The sequence below is a fragment of the Agromyces sp. Y182 genome (genome assembly GCF_059445385.1).
The window spans coordinates 2,540,708-2,556,426 of sequence record NZ_JCAIUF010000001.1 but is presented as its reverse complement, the minus strand read 5'-3'; the positions used below and the strand labels follow the sequence as shown (position 1 = coordinate 2,556,426).

The 15,719-nt window shown below is 69.5% G+C and carries 10 protein-coding genes; 6 read left to right on the top strand and 4 right to left on the bottom strand.

Going from position 1 to position 15,719, the window contains the following annotated elements; genetic code table 11:
* The first annotated feature begins 78 nt into the window (after positions 1–78).
* Positions 79–1,074, top strand: a complete 996-nt coding sequence (locus AC1C2R_RS11740; protein ID WP_495380040.1) for a TrmB family transcriptional regulator — start codon at positions 79–81, stop codon at positions 1,072–1,074.
* A 159-nt stretch (positions 1,075–1,233) separates the two neighbouring features.
* The gene (locus AC1C2R_RS11735) at positions 1,234–4,395 is read left to right on the top strand and encodes a M14 family metallopeptidase (protein ID WP_495380039.1); all 3,162 of its coding nucleotides are present in this window, start codon (positions 1,234–1,236) and stop codon (positions 4,393–4,395) included.
* A gap of 51 nt (positions 4,396–4,446) precedes the next feature.
* On the opposite strand, the gene AC1C2R_RS11730 is transcribed toward AC1C2R_RS11735, so the two are convergent.
* Positions 4,447–4,818 carry a VOC family protein gene (locus AC1C2R_RS11730; RefSeq protein WP_495380038.1) on the bottom strand — a complete coding sequence of 124 codons (372 nt, stop codon included), beginning with the start codon at positions 4,816–4,818 and terminating at the stop codon, positions 4,447–4,449.
* An 81-nt stretch (positions 4,819–4,899) separates the two neighbouring features.
* On the opposite strand from AC1C2R_RS11730, the gene AC1C2R_RS11725 reads away from it, so the two are divergent.
* Positions 4,900–5,724, top strand: a complete 825-nt coding sequence (locus AC1C2R_RS11725) for an MOSC domain-containing protein (protein WP_495380037.1) — start codon at positions 4,900–4,902, stop codon at positions 5,722–5,724.
* Between the two features lie 62 nt (positions 5,725–5,786).
* On the opposite strand, the gene AC1C2R_RS11720 is transcribed toward AC1C2R_RS11725, so the two are convergent.
* Positions 5,787–9,569 carry a rhamnogalacturonan lyase family protein gene (locus AC1C2R_RS11720; RefSeq protein WP_495380036.1) on the bottom strand — a complete coding sequence of 1,261 codons (3,783 nt, stop codon included), beginning with the start codon at positions 9,567–9,569 and terminating at the stop codon, positions 5,787–5,789.
* A 289-nt stretch (positions 9,570–9,858) separates the two neighbouring features.
* On the opposite strand from AC1C2R_RS11720, the gene AC1C2R_RS11715 reads away from it, so the two are divergent.
* Positions 9,859–10,698, top strand: coding sequence for a helix-turn-helix domain-containing protein (locus AC1C2R_RS11715; RefSeq protein ID WP_495380035.1), 840 nt, complete (start codon positions 9,859–9,861; stop codon positions 10,696–10,698).
* Between the two features lie 63 nt (positions 10,699–10,761).
* Positions 10,762–11,343: a dihydrofolate reductase family protein gene (locus AC1C2R_RS11710; protein WP_495380034.1), complete on the top strand. Its 582-nt coding sequence runs from the start codon at positions 10,762–10,764 to the stop codon at positions 11,341–11,343.
* 175 nt (positions 11,344–11,518) lie between these two features.
* Here the strand turns inward: AC1C2R_RS11710 and AC1C2R_RS11705 are convergent, their stop codons facing one another.
* Both AC1C2R_RS11705 and AC1C2R_RS11700 read right to left on the bottom strand, forming a co-directional pair.
* Complete coding sequence (locus AC1C2R_RS11705) at positions 11,519–12,298, bottom strand: HNH endonuclease signature motif containing protein (protein ID WP_495380033.1); 780 nt, start codon at positions 12,296–12,298, stop codon at positions 11,519–11,521.
* A gap of 138 nt (positions 12,299–12,436) precedes the next feature.
* On the bottom strand, positions 12,437–12,853 hold the full coding sequence (locus tag AC1C2R_RS11700; protein WP_495380032.1) for a RidA family protein: 417 nt from the start codon (positions 12,851–12,853) through the stop codon (positions 12,437–12,439).
* Positions 12,854–13,020: 167 nt separating this feature from the next.
* On the opposite strand from AC1C2R_RS11700, the gene AC1C2R_RS11695 reads away from it, so the two are divergent.
* A complete protein-coding gene (locus AC1C2R_RS11695; protein ID WP_495380031.1) occupies positions 13,021–15,561 on the top strand; it encodes a beta-galactosidase in 2,541 nt (846 codons plus the stop codon).
* The last annotated feature ends 158 nt before the right edge of the window (positions 15,562–15,719 follow it).

Below are 15,719 nucleotides of genomic sequence, written 5' to 3'. Positions count from 1 at the left end.
AACCTCTCACGGCCTGTTGGCTAGGGTGGTGGCGGAGAGATGCCATGGCTGTGATCCGCCACCTGAACGGCGACCGACGTGACCGTGGCCGGCGAGAGATGGAAGGCACTCGTGCTCGAGGCGATCGGACTGGACGACGAGCACACCTCGTTGTATCGGCTCATCCTGCAGTCGCCGTCGGCGAGCGTCGACGAGCTCGCGGCATCCGCTGGGAAGTCGCCCGCCGACGTGCGCGCGATCGTCGCGGAACTCGAGCGTCTCGGGCTGCTCGCGCGGCAGGCATCCGCTCCCGACAGGGTCGTCGCCTCGCCGCCGTCGCTGGCCCTGCGCCCGATGCTCCTCGACCGCGAACGCCGGCTCACCCAGGCGCACGAGGCGCTCGTGGAGTTGAGCGAGATCTACCGCAGTGGGGCCGCGCAGCGCACGGCGCCCGATGTGGTCGATGTCGTGCTGGGGGCGGATGCCGTGCGCCAGCGTTTCGCTCAGCTGCAGGCTTCGGCGACGCAGCAGGTGCGCGTGTTCATGTTGAGCGACGTGGCCTTCCTCGACGCCCAGGAGAACACGGCCGAGGATGACGCACTCCACCGCGGCGTGACCTACCGAGTGATCGTCGAGAAGGCGGTGCTCGAATGGCCCGGCTTCATCGACGCGGCGCGCGAGTCGGCGCCCTTCGGCGAGGAGATCCGGGTGCTGCCGACGCTGCCCACCCGGCTCATCATCTCCGACGACGACATGGCGCTGCTCCCGATGCGATCGCACGGCGAAGACCGGTCGTCGGGCGCGCTGCTGGTGCATCCGAGCGGCCTGCTCGACCTCGTCATCGCGATCTTCGAGGAGTACTGGTCGACGTCGACCGAGTTCGTCTCGGCCGGCGAGCTGCCGGGCGCGCACGATGCGGTCGACCGCGACCTGCTGAAACTTCTGCTGCTGGGCCTCACGGATGCCGCGGCGGGCGCCCAGCTCGGCATCTCGGTGCGCACCGTGCAGCGGCGTGTGGCCGAGCTCATGGAGACGGCGGGCGTCACGACCCGGCTCCAGTTGGGTGCCGAGGCCGCGCGCCGGGCGTGGGTGTGATGCGGCATCGGTGCGATCCATGCGTGTGATCTGCCGAAACTGTTGACGGCCCCTGAAGAGGGGACGAAGATGAGCAACGTTCATGTCACGACCGATCGTCGGGTTCGAACGTTCGAGAACCACCCGGTATGACGTCATCGCGTTACGAGGGGGTACGCCATGTTCCGCACCAGCCCAGCCCGCCAGCTCGCCGCCGCTACTGCAGCAGCACTCGTCATCACCGCACTCAGCGCCACGCCGAGTGTCGCGATACCCGCACCACCACCCGGCGGAGGTGACCAGCTCGCCGTCTATACGGGCACCGTCGATGCCGAGGGACTCGCCGCGATCGTGGACCTCGGAGTGGACCGGCACGAGATCGTCGCGTCACCGAGCGCCGAGGCATCCGGCCAGGTCGACGTCGAGGTGATCATCTCGGGCGAGCAGGCCGCGCAGCTCGAAGCGAGCGGCGCTGACCTCCAGGAGAAGGCGCCGAGCGCGCAGCGGCGCTCACTGCAGGCCGAAGAGGGCGTGTTCCGCCCCTACAGCGGCGAGGGCGGACTGCTCGAGGAGCTCATGTCCCAGGCCGCGGCGCATCCGAGGATCGCCGAAGTGCAGGTGGTCGGACAGACGACCAACGGGCAGGACATCGCTGCCGTGCGCGTCACGAAGAACGTTGACCGGGCGAAAGACGGCAAGCGCCCCACGACGGTCTACGTCGGCGCGCAGCACGCCCGCGAGTGGATCACGCCCGAGATGGTGCGTCGACTGCTCGACCTGGTGCTCACGTCGTACGGTACCGACCCGCGCATCACCGACCTCGTGGACTCGACCGAACTGTGGTTCGTGCCGGTCGCGAACCCCGACGGCTACGACTTCACGTTCCAAGCGGGCAACCGGCTCTGGCGCAAGAACCTGCGCGACAACAACGGCGACGGCGTGATCACCACCGGCGACGGCGTCGACCTGAACCGCAACTCCGCGACGCGCTGGGGCTACGACAACGAAGGTTCGTCGCCGAACCCGGCGAGCGAGACGTACCGCGGTCCCTCCGCGGCATCCGAACCCGAGACGCAAGCGCTCGACGAGCTCTTCGACCGCATCACGCCGGAGTTCTTCGTGAATTACCACTCGGCCGCCGAACTGCTGCTGCACGGCATCGGCTGGCAGGTGGCGACACCGTCGCCCGACGACGTGATCTACGAGGCGATGGTCGGCGATGACGCCAACCCGGCGATTCCGGGGTACGACCCCGACATCTCCGCCGAGTTGTACACCACGAACGGCGACATCGACTCGCACATGCAAGAGGCGTACGGCACGCTCGGGTTCACCCCCGAGATGTCGACGTGCGAGGCGGCATCCGACTCGGTCGACGATGACGAATGGCTCGCAGAGGACTGCCAGAGCGGATTCAACTTCCCCGATGACGAGGCGCTGATCCAGGCCGAGTTCGAGAAGAACATCCCGTTCGCTCTCGCGACTGCCGAGTCGGCGCTCGACCCGAACGACCCCGTGTCGTCCGTGGGCCTCGACGCTCCCGACTTCAAGGTCGACAGCTTCACGGTCTCGTACGGCGACCCGCAGCCGGTCGCGGTCGTGGCCAAGCGCGACCTGCTCGCGAAGTTCATGAACTACCGCATCAACGACGGGCGCACGAGGATCGCACCCGTCAAGGAGTGGCAGGGCGGTGAACGCTACGGCGACGAGAACGACGACTACTACGCCGAGTATCGGGGCACGGTGCGCGGGGCCAATGCGGGCGACACCGTGGAGGTCTGGTTCTCGGCACGGCCCTCGCTCCGCGACATCCTGAAGAACCGGAACTTCAAGAAGGTCGAGAGCGAGCACTTCACCTATGAGGTCGCACAGGACACCGGAAACAACGTGCTCGTCATCGCGAACGAGGACTACACGGGCGTGAACCCGACGTATCCGGCCGGCACGACCGCGCCGAAGTACGTCGACGAGCACGTCGCGGCCCTCGAGGCGAACGGCGTGACTCCGGATGTCTGGGACGTGGACGCGCAGGGAATTCCGCACGACCTCGGAGTGCTCTCGCACTACGACTCGGCGCTGTGGTATCTCGGCGACAACCGGCTGACGCAGGATCCGGAGGACTTCCTGACCGACACCTTCCAGTTCGGTCCGCTCGAAGACCTCTCGGTCGCTGAGCGCCAGCAGTACCTCACCATGTCGATCCGCGACTGGCTCAATGAGGGCGGCAAACTCGCGCTCGCCGGCGAGACCGCGGGCTACTACGGGCAGCTCGGCTCCTCGCTCGGCGGCATCTACTACGGGCTCGACGGAGCGCCGGACGAGGACTGCGCGGTGACGGAGGACTTCTTCTCCGACTGCCTGTTGCTCGCCGACGACTTCACGCAGTACTGGATGGGCGCGTATGCACGCACCGCGGTGGGTGTCGACGGCACCGTGGGCACCGCTCCCCCGCTCGACGGCTTCGAAGCGGCGTTCGGCGGCCCGGCGACAGTCGACAACCCCGTCGACGAGGCGGGAGCGTTCGTGAACACGAGCGATGTGCTCCCGGTCGACGAGTTCCCGCAGTTCGAGAGCACGGGGGTCGCCGATTACGCCGATCCGTTCGGCGCGATCGAGGGCGAGTGGGCGGCAGCGGCCGATCACGTCGACAACGGCTACCAACGTCTCGGGCAGAACGTGGACCTGACGGGGCTGACCGCCGCGGATGCGCCGACGTTCACGGCGCAGATCGCGTTCGACGTCGAACTGGGCTATGACAATGTTCTCGTCGAGGTGCGCCCGGCTGGCACCGACGCGTGGACCACGCTGCCCGAGGTCGGCGGCGCGACATCCACCGACCCGCCCACCGAATGCGAGGGGGGCTTCTACGCCGGAGTGCATCCGCAGCTCCTGCACTACCTCACGCTCGGCAACCCGTGCACCGCAACCGGCAGTACGGGCTCGTGGAACGCGATGACCGGCTCTTCAGGCGGGTGGATCCCCGTGTCGTTCGACCTGTCCGACTACGCGAACCAGCAGATCGAGCTCGTGGTGAGCTACGTCACCGACCCCGGCTCGGGCGGACTCGGCGTCATCCTCGATGACACCAGGATCGTCACGGCGTCGGGCGAGCTCACGGCCGAGGGCTTCGAGGAGAGCCTCGGTGCGTGGCAGGTTCTCGGGCCGCCCACCGGCAGCCCGGCGAACTTCAGTGACTGGGAGCGGGCGCAGGGCCTCGCAGTGCTCGTGGCCTCGGTCGCGACACCCGACACGCTCATCTTCGGCTTCGGGCTCGAGCAGCTCGCGACCGACGAGGAGCGGGCGGACCTGGTCGGGCGCATCCTCGCGCACTTCAACGGGTAGCAGTGAAGCGGATGCCGCAAGCGGGTGCTGCCCGCTTGCGGCGTCCGCGCGCTACGCGGCCCAGACGCCGAGCTCGTTGCCGCTCGGGTCGGTGAAGTGGAAGCGGCGACCGCCGGGGAACTCGTAGGGGCCGTTGACGACCTCGCCGCCGGCAGCCGTGACTGCGACGACCGTGGCGTCGAGGTCGTCGCTGTAGAGCAGCACGAGCGGCCCGCCGCGCACGACCTCGTCGGCCAATGCGAGCCCGCCGGCCTCGTCGCCGTCTGCTTCGGCGGCGGTGCGGATGCCCGCGTACTCGTCGCCGTACGAGGTGAACTGCCACCCGAACGCGGCGCCGTAGAAGGCCTGCGCGGCGGCCATGTCGGTGACCGAGATCTCGACGTAGTCGATGCTCAATGGGATGCGGTGCTCATGCGTTGCCATGCCGATACGCTCCCATCACCCACCGACAGCGGCGCCTGCGCGCGGCAGCCACCACGACCGCGCATTCGTTAGTGTTCTCGAATGCAGGTGACACGCCTTCGGATCCACCCGGTGAAGTCCTTCGCCGGACTCGACGTCGACTCGGCCGTGGTGCTGCCGTGGGGTCTCGCGGGCGACCGCCGGTGGGGTGTCATCGACGCATCCGGCGCGCCCGTGACCGCGCGCGAGCACAACGAGATGCTCGCGTTCACAGCCGAGCCGCTCGCCGACGGCGGGTTGCTCCTCGGCGATCGCGGGCGAAGCGCCAGCGCCAGCGCCGACGCCCCACTGCTGGTTCGCCCGCCGACCGACACCCCGCCCATCCCCGTCGGTCATACGCGGCAGGGCACCGCGCTCCCCGCCGGCGCCGAGGCCGACGCCTGGCTGAGCGCTCGGCTCGGCATCGAGGCGCGACTCGTCTGGCAGCCCGATCCCCGCGAGCGCACGGTCAACCCGGCGAACGGCGGGCTGCCGGGCGATCGGATGTCGCTCGCCGACGCCGGCCCGTTGCTGCTCACGAGCGAGGCATCCCTCGCCCAGCTCAACGCGTGGACCGACGAGTCGACGCCGTTGCTCGACATGCTGCGGTTCCGGCCGAATGTCGTGATCGACGGCGATGGCGACGAGCCGTTCGCCGAAGACGGTTGGCCGTTCATCGACCTCGGCAGCGTGCGATTCCGCATCACGAAAGTGTGCGACCGCTGCGTGATGACGACGATCGACCCCGAGACCCTCGCCCGCGGCAAGGAGCCGATCCGCACGCTCGCGAAGCATCGGCGGTGGGCGGGCAAGACCTGGTTCGGCGTGCTCCTCGCGCCGCAGTCGCCGGGTTCGATCGCGGTCGGCGACGCGGTGCGACCCGCCTAGAGAGCGGCGCCACGGTGCGACGACCGAGGGCGCAGGCGAGCACGCCTGCGCCCTCGGATTCGCTACCTGACCGTCACCTTCACCGCCTTCGACGCCGTCTCGCCGTTCGCATTCGCGAACACCGCGACGAGGGTGTGCTCGCCGGGTGCGACCCCGGTCAACGATGCCGACGCCACCTGAGCCGACGGCGTAGCCGCGACGAGCGGGCCAGAGCCCACGACGACCCCGTCGAGCTCGAAGCGGTACGAGGTCGCGTTCGTGCCCCACCACAGGTTCGCCGTCGCGGTGAAGTCGGCGTCCCGATCCCAGTTGTCGTGGCTGACGACGAGCGTGCCCGGCGCGGCATCCGTCACCGCGACCGTCGTCGACGTGGTCGCCGTTGCACCCTTCGCGTTGATGAGCTCAGCGGTGTAGACGTACGTGCCGTCGGGCTTGCCCTCGAAGGTGACGCCCGTCGTCTGCGACATTCCGGCCGTGTCGCCGAGCACTCGCGTCGCAACGAGCTCGCCGTTCTCGTAGAGCCGGACGATGCTGCCCGGTGTGCCCCACCACAGGTTCATGACCACGTCGAAGTTGCCGTCGCGAAGCCCGTTCTGCCAGCCGCTCGTGTTCGAGAGCATGCCACGACCCGGGGCGGATGCCGCGGAGTCGGCCGGCACCACGAGGATCGTGCTCGACGCCTCGGCCACGAATCCGGCGTGGTTCGTCGCCCGGACGGTGACGACCCGCTCTCCGGCGAGACCGGCCAGGTCGACGGATGCATCCGCCTCGACCTGCTCGCCGTCGAACGTCACCTCGAGCGAGCGGATGCCACTCTCGGGGTCGTCGGCGGTGATGGCGAGCTGCAACGGGGCGTCGGCCACGACCGTGCCCTGCGGCAAGCCGGCGATGACCGGCGCGCTCGCGTCCTCAGCGGGCGCGTTCACGTACGCGATGCTCGCGACCGGCGGCTCCGCCATGCCCTCGCCGATGAAGAAGCTCGGGTTCGGCGGCTGGTTGTAGGCGGAGTTCTGCGAGGCGATGCCGGCCCGGTACTGCGAGTCGTGCATCAGCGTCGGGATGCGTGCGTCAGTGAAATCCGTCGTCGTGTAGATGCGGATGCCGCTGCCGTCCTGCAGGCGCACCGCGAGCTCTTCACGCCAGTCGCCGAACAGGTCGGCCTGGATGACCGGGTTCCCCTTCGTCGTATTGTTCGTGTACGTGCCGTCGGCGCGCAGCAGTTCGACCGATTCCTGCGCGACCGGGTCCCACTTCGAGATCGTCGGCACGCCGGTCGTCGTGGCTTCGTCGTACACATGGTCGGTGATCTCGCGAGTGAGGTCGCCGTCCCACCAGGTGACGAAGTTCGCCGCAGGGATGTCGGTCGAGAGCACCTCGCCCGCGGCCGACTTCAGGGTGCCGACGGGCGAGTTCCACGCGGCGTCGCCGCCGATGTTCCAGGCTTCGGCGCCGGGGTGGGCCGGGTCGATGTCTGCCGCGGTGGCGCGCCCCGTGTCTTTCGTGGCCTTGGTCGACCAGAGCACGGTGCCGGTCTCGGCGTCGCGCATGGTCGCGCCGAGTCCGCCGTTGCCGCTGACGTCTTCGTGCGCCGCGAAGACCTCGAGGCCGGCGCGGTCGGTGACGAAGTCGCCGACGTGCAGGGCGTCGCCGTGGAAGAGGCGCGTGTTGTAGAGCGGCGTGCCGTCATCGTCGATGGTCATCGAGCCGAAGACGATCTCGTCGAGTCCGTCGCGGTCGACGTCGGCCGTCACGAACTGGTGGTTGCCCTGGCCCTCGAACTGCGAGCCGGCGTCGTTCGAGTCGAACTTCCATCGCTCGACGAGCTGCCCGTCGATGAGGTCCCACGCGGCGATCACGGTGCGCGTGTAGTAGCCGCGGCTCGTGACGAGTGACGGGTGCTCGCCGTCGAGGTAGGCGACGCCCGCGAGGAACCGGTCGACCCGGTTGCCGTACGCGTCGCCCCACGCGCTCACGTTGCCGCGGCCCGGGTCGTAGTCGACGGTGTCGATCGCGGCTCCGGTCGGTCCGTCGAAGACGGTCAGGTACTCGGGCCCGCTCAGGATGTAGCCGCCCGAGTTGCGGTGGTCGGCGCTCGCGTCGCCGATGACCGTGCCGACGCCGTCGACCGTGCCGTCCGCCGTCTTGAACGCGACCTCGGCACGGCCGTCACCGTCGAAGTCGCAGACCTCGAGCTGCGTGTAGTGCGCGCCCGCGCGGATGTTCACGCCGAGGTCGATGCGCCAGAGGCGCGTGCCGTCGAACTTCACCGCCTCGGCGTAGACCTTGCCGGTGTAGCCGGACTGCGAGTTGTCCTTCGAGATCGACGGGCTCCAGAGGAACACGAGTTCGTACTCGCCGCCGCCGTCGAGGTCGCCGACCGTGCCGTCGCCGGGAGCGTAGGTGTAGGGCTTGCCGTCGGCAGTGACGTCGTCGGCCGGCTTCTCGAGCGGGATGTCGAGGAACTGGTCGCTCCACACGCCGAACTCGTCGGTCACCGACACCTCGCGGTCGCCGATCGTCGCGGTCACGAGGTAGCTCGACTCGGTCGTGCCGTCGGGGTCGACGAAGTTCGTGGTGTCGGTGATCGGTTCGTCGGTGATGCGCGCGCCGTCGCGGTAGACGTTGAAGCCGAGGTCGCGCGCATCGAGCCCCAGCAGTCGCCAGCCGAGGTAGACGCCATCGCCGGTCTGCACCGCGACGGGTGCCCGGTCGAGGTACTCGGCCTGACGCACGAGCGTCGTCGCGACCTCGGTGGCGAACGTGTCGGACGTGGCGGAGATGCCGCCCGCGTTCAGCGCGACGAGCTCGTAGAGGTAGGGCCGCGTGGTGAGCACGTCGGTGTCGGTGAAGGCCGGCGCGTCGACGGTGGCGACGAGCTCGAAGGGAATGTCGGCGCGAGTCGAGCGGTAGACCTTCCACAGCACGGCGTCGCCCGGATCGCTCCACGCGAGGGCCAGGTCGTTGCGGTTGACCGCGGTGGTCGCGATGCCCGTCGGCGTCGCGGGCTTCTCGACTTCGGCATCGGTGACGGATGCCTCGATGCCCTCGCTCGGCCGCGAGGTGCGCTCGCCCTTCACGGTCGCGACGGCGTACTCGTAGCTCTCGCCGAGAGCGACGTCGGTGTCGGTGAACGTCGTGGTGGTCTCGTCGGCGAGCCGTGCGATCTCGACGAGCTCGCCACCGGGCGCGGCGCGGTAGACGGCGTAGCCGGTGGCATCCGTCGCCTGCTGCCACGCGAGGGTGACCGAGAGGTCGCCTTCTGCATCGATGTCGGATGCCGCGAGGCCGGCCGGTGCCGCGAGCGGGGTCTGCACGCGGATGCCGTTGATGCGGCCGTCGCCGGCCGTGACGCGCACGCTCAGCTGTCCGTCGGCGACGGTGATCGCCGGGAAGTACTGCTCGTGCACCTGCCCGATGGAGGTGCGCGGCCCCGCGAACGCGGTGCCTTCGACGTCGAAGCTCGTGGAGTTGCCGGCGATGAGGTCGCCGGCCCACGTGGTGACCTCGTAGCTGCCGTTCGGCACGTCGACGGCGAACGCCTGCGTGTTGCCGATCGTGAAGTCGCGCGCCATGAGGTCGTCGCCGCCGCGGTCGCGGAATCCGTTGGCGGCGGGCGCGGTCGTGAAACCGTAGCCCGGCTCGCCGCTGTAGCTCGTGGCGGGGTTCACGCCCAGCCAGCCGGCCGCGACCGGGGTTGCGGGCCCGCCGAAGTCGAAGCTCAGGTCGATCTCGGGCTCGGCAGCGACTGCCGGCGATGCGGTGAACGCGGCGCCGGCGACGAGCGCCGCGCCGGCGAGGGCGGCGACGAACGGTCGCGCGCCGCGGGGTCGGGCGTGTGGGCCCACGGGATCTCCTTTGATCGGTTCCTTGGTGCGTCCGGCGGCGGCAATGCTCGCCGGATAAGTCGGGAAAGCGATTTCCCGTGAAACGTGTCAATCTTCACTCGCCCGCCGGTCGGCGTCAAGTGCCGAAGTGGGATGCCGCGGCGATCGCTCGCCCATCGGAGTCGCCTGAGCACTCGAGATATCCGACCGCCGACGGCGATCTGCGATGGGCGCCCGAGTCAGACGTCAGGAAACCAGCTCTTCACAATGCGGGGTGTACTCGGGGCGGGGCGTCAGCGATACTGTGGGCGTGGAGTACGTCTCCAGAATGCCGCGACCGCCGCTCGACGGGCTGATCGACGACCTCTACTACCTGGAGGGTACGCCGCCGTACTCCCGACTGACGCTGCCGGCGGCGCCGGCGCCGTTGCTCATCATCAACCTCGGAATGCCGTTCCTCATCCGCGCCGGCACCGCTGTCGAGGTGGCGGAATACGTCGATGGCTGCGTGGTCACCACTCCCACGCGCGCGTGGGAGTTCAGCTACCCGCCCCGCACCCGGTCCGTCGGCGTGCACTTCAAGCCGTGGGGGCTGGCGCCGTTCTTGCCGATGCCCGCAAGCGAACTGTGCGACCGGCCGGCGACGGTCGCGCAGATTTGGGGCCCGGCGGCGATTGCCGAGCTGCGAGACCGGCTGACGAGGGCTGACGGACCGCACAAGATGCTCACGCTGTTCGAAGATGAGCTGACGCGACGGCTGCGCGAGATCGACGGCCTGGACCTCGTACGCCAAACGAGCAGCGCCATCGCGGCGACCGGCGGAGCGGTGCCGCTCGGCGACCTCGGCGTGGCAGGTCGCGCAAGCAGCACCTATGTGGCGAGGCGGTTCAAGGCGGTTGTCGGTGTCACGCCGAAGCGGCTGGCTCGCAGCTACCGCTTCACCTCCACCGTGTTGGCGATCGACGTCGCCGCACCCATCGACTGGGCCGACGTTGCCGCCCGCGCGGGCTACTTCGACCAGGCCCACTTCGTCCACGAGTTCCGGGAGTTCACCGGGCTCACGCCGACCCGATATGTCGAGCGCCGGCGCCGATTCCTGCGCGAACATCCCGACCACGAGCTGGACGGCTGGCCACTGCCAGCCGATTGATTTCTTACAAGAGCGACCACTCACTACGCGCAAGACTTGGGACTCCGAACAGAGGAGGAACCCATGGGAGAAGTGATCATGAATGCGTCGGTCTCGGTGGATGGTTTCATTGCGGCTGAGAACGACGATCCGGGTCCGCTGTTCGAGTGGTTGGTCAGCGGTGATGTGCCGTTGGACGACAGCGGCGTCCTGAACGTGTCGCAGGCGTCCTACGACCACATCCGGCCCTACTGGGACCAGGTCGGGGTGACCATCGCCGGCCGCCACGTCTTCGACATGACTGACGGCTGGGACGGGAAACCTCCGGGCGGGGTCGACCACGTGGTCGTCGTGACGCACCGACCGAAGCCCGAGGGATGGGACCCCGAGGCGCCGTTTCACTTCGTCGACGGCGTCGAGGCGGCCGTGGCCAAGGCGCAGGAGCTTGCGGGTGACCGCCTGGTCGAGGTCGCCGCCGGCGACGTCGGTGGCCAGGTGCTTGCCGCGGGCCTGGTCGACGAGGTGCGCATGGACGTCGTACCCGTCGTGTTCGGGTCCGGCAAGCGCTACTTCGGGTCGGTCAAGGCGCAGCACCTGTTGGAGGATCCTGACGTGGTGATTCAGGGCAACCGAGTGCTTCACCTGCGCTATCGGGTGCGCCGCTGACCGATCCCAGCGAGTACGCGAAGACGTCCACTGCCAACGGTGACACCAGATCGGGCCTCGGGCTGCGTTTGCGCATCACTGTCCCTGGTCAGGCAACCGGCGCGCGGCCCCGCCGACAACGAGGCCGCGGCGAGCACGACCACCGCCAGCACGGCCGATGCCACGCCCGGGCACCTCACGCCGCGGGCTCGACGGGCTCGACGGGCTCGACGGGCTCACCAGGCTCACCCTGCCCACTCAACTCGCCGGGCTCACCGCGCTCCCGCCGATCGGCGAGTCGAGTCGGCGACTTCGAGACGGCACGCCAGGCGCCACCGGGATCGAGCCACGCGGGCGGCCTCACGTGCGGCACACCACGGAGCATGCGGATGCCCCAGCCCGAGGTGTCGATCGTGCGGTGATGGAACCAGCAGAGGAGCACGCCGTTGTCGGGATGGGTGGGGCCGCCATCGACATCGGGCACGACGTGGTGGATCTCGCACCATGCCGAGGGCACGGAGCACCCGGGGACGAGACAGCCGCCGTCGCGCAGCGTGATCGCCCGCCGTTGGTGCGGCGTGAAGCATCGTTCTCGCGAGCCGAGCTGCATGATGCGCCCGGCGTCGTCGAGCACCACGTGGATGCCGCCGGTGCACATCATGTGCCGTGCGGCACGCAGCGAGACGGGCAGTTCGATGCCGTCGGCGTGGGCGACTCCGCGGCCCGACTCGAGATCGCTCGCACGCACGCTCACGAGCAACGTCGGCGCGGCGCCCCCGATGCTCGGATGCTCACCCGAGCGGGCAGCCGTGTCGATGACGGCCGCGAGCACGTCGTGGCGCTGCTGGTCGCTGGTGCGGGTCTCGGCCTGCACGGCGAGGTCGGTGCGTTCGGCGTCGGTGAGGAACCCGCCGCCCGAACGCGGCGCCAGGTGCGCGTCGAAGAGACGGGTGAGCCCGGCCGCGACCTCGGCCATGAGTCAATTCATGCGCGACCCTCTGACATTCAGATGTCGCGAAAATACAACCTGTGGAAAACGTGCTGCCGCACCAGCCTGTGGAGGACGAGTCGGCGTCACGGAACGAAACTCAGGTCCAGGTCGAGCCGGGGGCGCTCATGCCGACACGCCCTCGGTGCGGGATCCCTCGCCCTTGCTGCTCTCGCGGTGCGCAACGCACGTCATCTCGAGGCTGATGCCGAACGGGAGCCTCGAGACCTGCAACGCGGTGCGCACCGGCTGGGCACGATCGGACAGGTACGCGGCGTAGGCCTCGTTCATCGCCGGCCACTCGTCCATGTCAGTGAGGTAGCAGGTGATCTGCGCGAGGTCGCCGAGTTCGAAGCCCTCGGCCTCGAGCAGTGCCTCGACGTTCTCGAGGGTGCGTCGGGTCTGCGAGCGGATGTCGTCGAGTACCGGTTCCCCCGTTCTCACGTCGATCGAGCCCTGACCCGACAGGTAGAGCACGTCGCCGACGCGCCTGGTGGTCGCGTACGGGCCCTTGGGCTGCGGCAGGTGGGTGGCGGTGGTCATGAAACTCCTTCGTCTGGGCGATGCGCCGACGCCGGGTCCACCAGCGCAGACAGGGTCGCCAGGTTCAGCGCACGCAGTGTCGCCTTCGACAGAAGGCTGGATTTTATTCAACACCATGCCGAAGCAGTGGTCAGACATACTGTTCGCAGGCTCGCCACACCGTTCGCATGAAGGAGCACTCCGTCGTGACATCCGTTCTGCCGCCCGCACCATCGCGAGCCGACGCACGCGACGCGCCCGAGGCGCGCGACGCAGCCCTGCTCACCGTGGCGCACGAGCCATGGGGCGAGTCGCTCACGCGACCGGCGATGGCCAACGAGCTCGACCGGCACGACCGGGTCGCGCTCACGAACCGTTACGTCGAGCTCGACGGGCGGCCCGTGATTCCCGTGTCGGGTGAGTTGCACTACAGCCGCGTGCCGCGCAGCGAATGGAACGAGCGCCTGCGCCTCATGCGCTCTGGCGGCATCACGGTCGTGGCGACCTACGTGATCTGGAACCACCACGAACCCGAACGCGGGCACGCGAGCTTCGACGACGGCCTCGATGTCACGGCGTTCGTGCGCTGCGCAGCCGAGGCGGGGCTCGACGCCGTGCTGCGCATCGGGCCGTGGTGCCACGGCGAGGTGCGCAACGGCGGGTTCCCGGATTGGGTTCAGCAGGCGCCCGTCGCCCACCGCAGCGACGACCCCGGCTACCTCGCACTCGTCGAGCCGTGGTTCGCGGCGCTCGGCGCCGAGCTCGCGTCGCTCTGCGGGCCGGCGAGCCGTGTCATCGCGATCCAGCTCGACAACGAGCTCTACGACCAGCCCGCACACCTCGCCACGCTCAAGGCGATGGCGCGCCGCCACGGCCTCGTCGCGCCCATCTACACGGCGACCGCGTGGGGCGGCGCGGAGCTGCCAGAGGGCGAGGTGCTGCCCCTCTACGGCGGCTACGGCGACGGCTTCTGGGTCGACGCCGACCACGAGTGGGACACGACCTTTCGCGAGCACTTCTTCTTCTCGCACACGTGGGACGACCCGGGCATCGGCGCCGACTTGCGCGACCACCCCGGCATCGGCCGGCGTCCGGAGACGCCCCGACTGCCATCGGCGTCGTTCCCGGCCGCCACGTGCGAGCTCGGCGGGGGCATGGCCACGGCGTACCACCGCCGACCCCTACTGAGCGGGGCGGATGTCGCCGCGGTAGCGCACAACAAGATCGGCAACGGCTCGGGCTGGCAGGGCTACTACATGTATGCGGGCGGCACGAACCCGCGCCCCGGCCTCGCGGAGTCGCAGGTTACGGGCTACCCGAACGACCTGCCCGAGTTCGACTACGACTTCCATGCGCCGATCGGCGCGGCGGGCCGCCTTGCACCGAGCCACGCCGAGCTGCGTCGCCAGCACGCCTTCCTCACGGCGTTCGGCGCGGAACTCGCGCCCATGCCCTCGACGCTGCCCGCGCACCACCCGACGAACGTCGACGACGCCGACACCCTGCGGTGGGCGTTGCGCAGCGACGGGGCATCCGGATGGCTCTTCATCACCTGGCAGCAGCCGCACGTGCCGCTCGGCACCGTGCGCGACGTGCGGTTCGCGGTGACCCTCGACGCCGGCACGACCGTGCTGCCGCACGCGCCCATCGACGTGCCGGCCGGCACCATCGCACATTGGCCGCTGCACCTCGAGCTCGGGGGCGTGCAACTCGACTGGGCGACGGCGACGGCGCTGACGGTGCTCGGTGGCGGTGCTGGTGCCGGCGCTGGTGCTGGTGCCGGTGCTGGTGCTGGTGCTGGTGCTGGTGCTGGTGCTCCCACCCTCGTGCTCGTCGCCGAAGCCGGGATTCCCGTCGAGCTCGCGACCTCGGCGACGGTGACCGCTGCCGACACCTCCGCTCTCACCTCGCCTGCACCCGGTGTCGTGGTCGTCCACGCTGCGCAACCGCAACGCGTCGAACTCGCGCAGGGCGACACGCGGCTCGCGGTGCTCGTCGTTCCATCGTCGCTCGCCGACCGGGTGTGGGTGCTCGACGCGAGCGGTCGCCGACGGCTCGTGCTGAGCGCCGATGCCGTGTTCGAAGACGTCGACGGGCGGCTCGCGGTTCGCGCGGCCGCCGCGCCGGTCGTGCAGGAGTACGACGCCGCAGCCGGCCGGTTCGAGCCGGTCGCGTTCGATCTCGAGCTCGACGGCGAGCGGGGGCGCGAGTCGACGATCGCGGTACGCATGCCGACGCCCGGCGAGACGCCGCCGTCGAGTTACGGCGAGCGCGCAGGCCGTGCCTCGTCGCCGACTCGCGACGAGGTCGCGCGCCACGCCACCTCGTGGACGCTCGAGCTACCCGAAGCACGTCACGGCCGCCGCCTGCTCGAGGTCGAATGGGCAGGTGACGTCGCCCGTCTCGAGGTCGACGGGGTCGTAGTCGCCGACCGCTTCTGGGACGGCACCCCGTGGGTCATCGGCCTCGACGAGCTCGGCATCACGCCGGCCACGCAGCTCGTGCTGCGCATCGTGCCGCTGCACCCCGGGGCATCCGTGCATTTGCCCGAGCATGCTGCGGCGCGCCGTCGCTCGGTCGACGGTCCGCTGCTTGCGCTCGACGCCGTCACCCTCGTCGAGGCGCCACTGTGGCGGGAGACCTCGCCCGTCGACTCCCCACCCGGATCTCGATACGGCGCTGGCGCGCCTACTCGATCAACGAACATCCCCACCCCGCCGGTCGAGTAGCGACGCAGGAGCGTATCGAGACCCCCACCACCACTGAACACCGCACCCGCAACACCCGGATCTCGATACGGCGCTGGCGCGCCTACTCGATCAACGAACATCCCCACCCCGCCGGTCGAGTAGCGACGCAGGAGCGTATCGAGACCCCCACCACCACT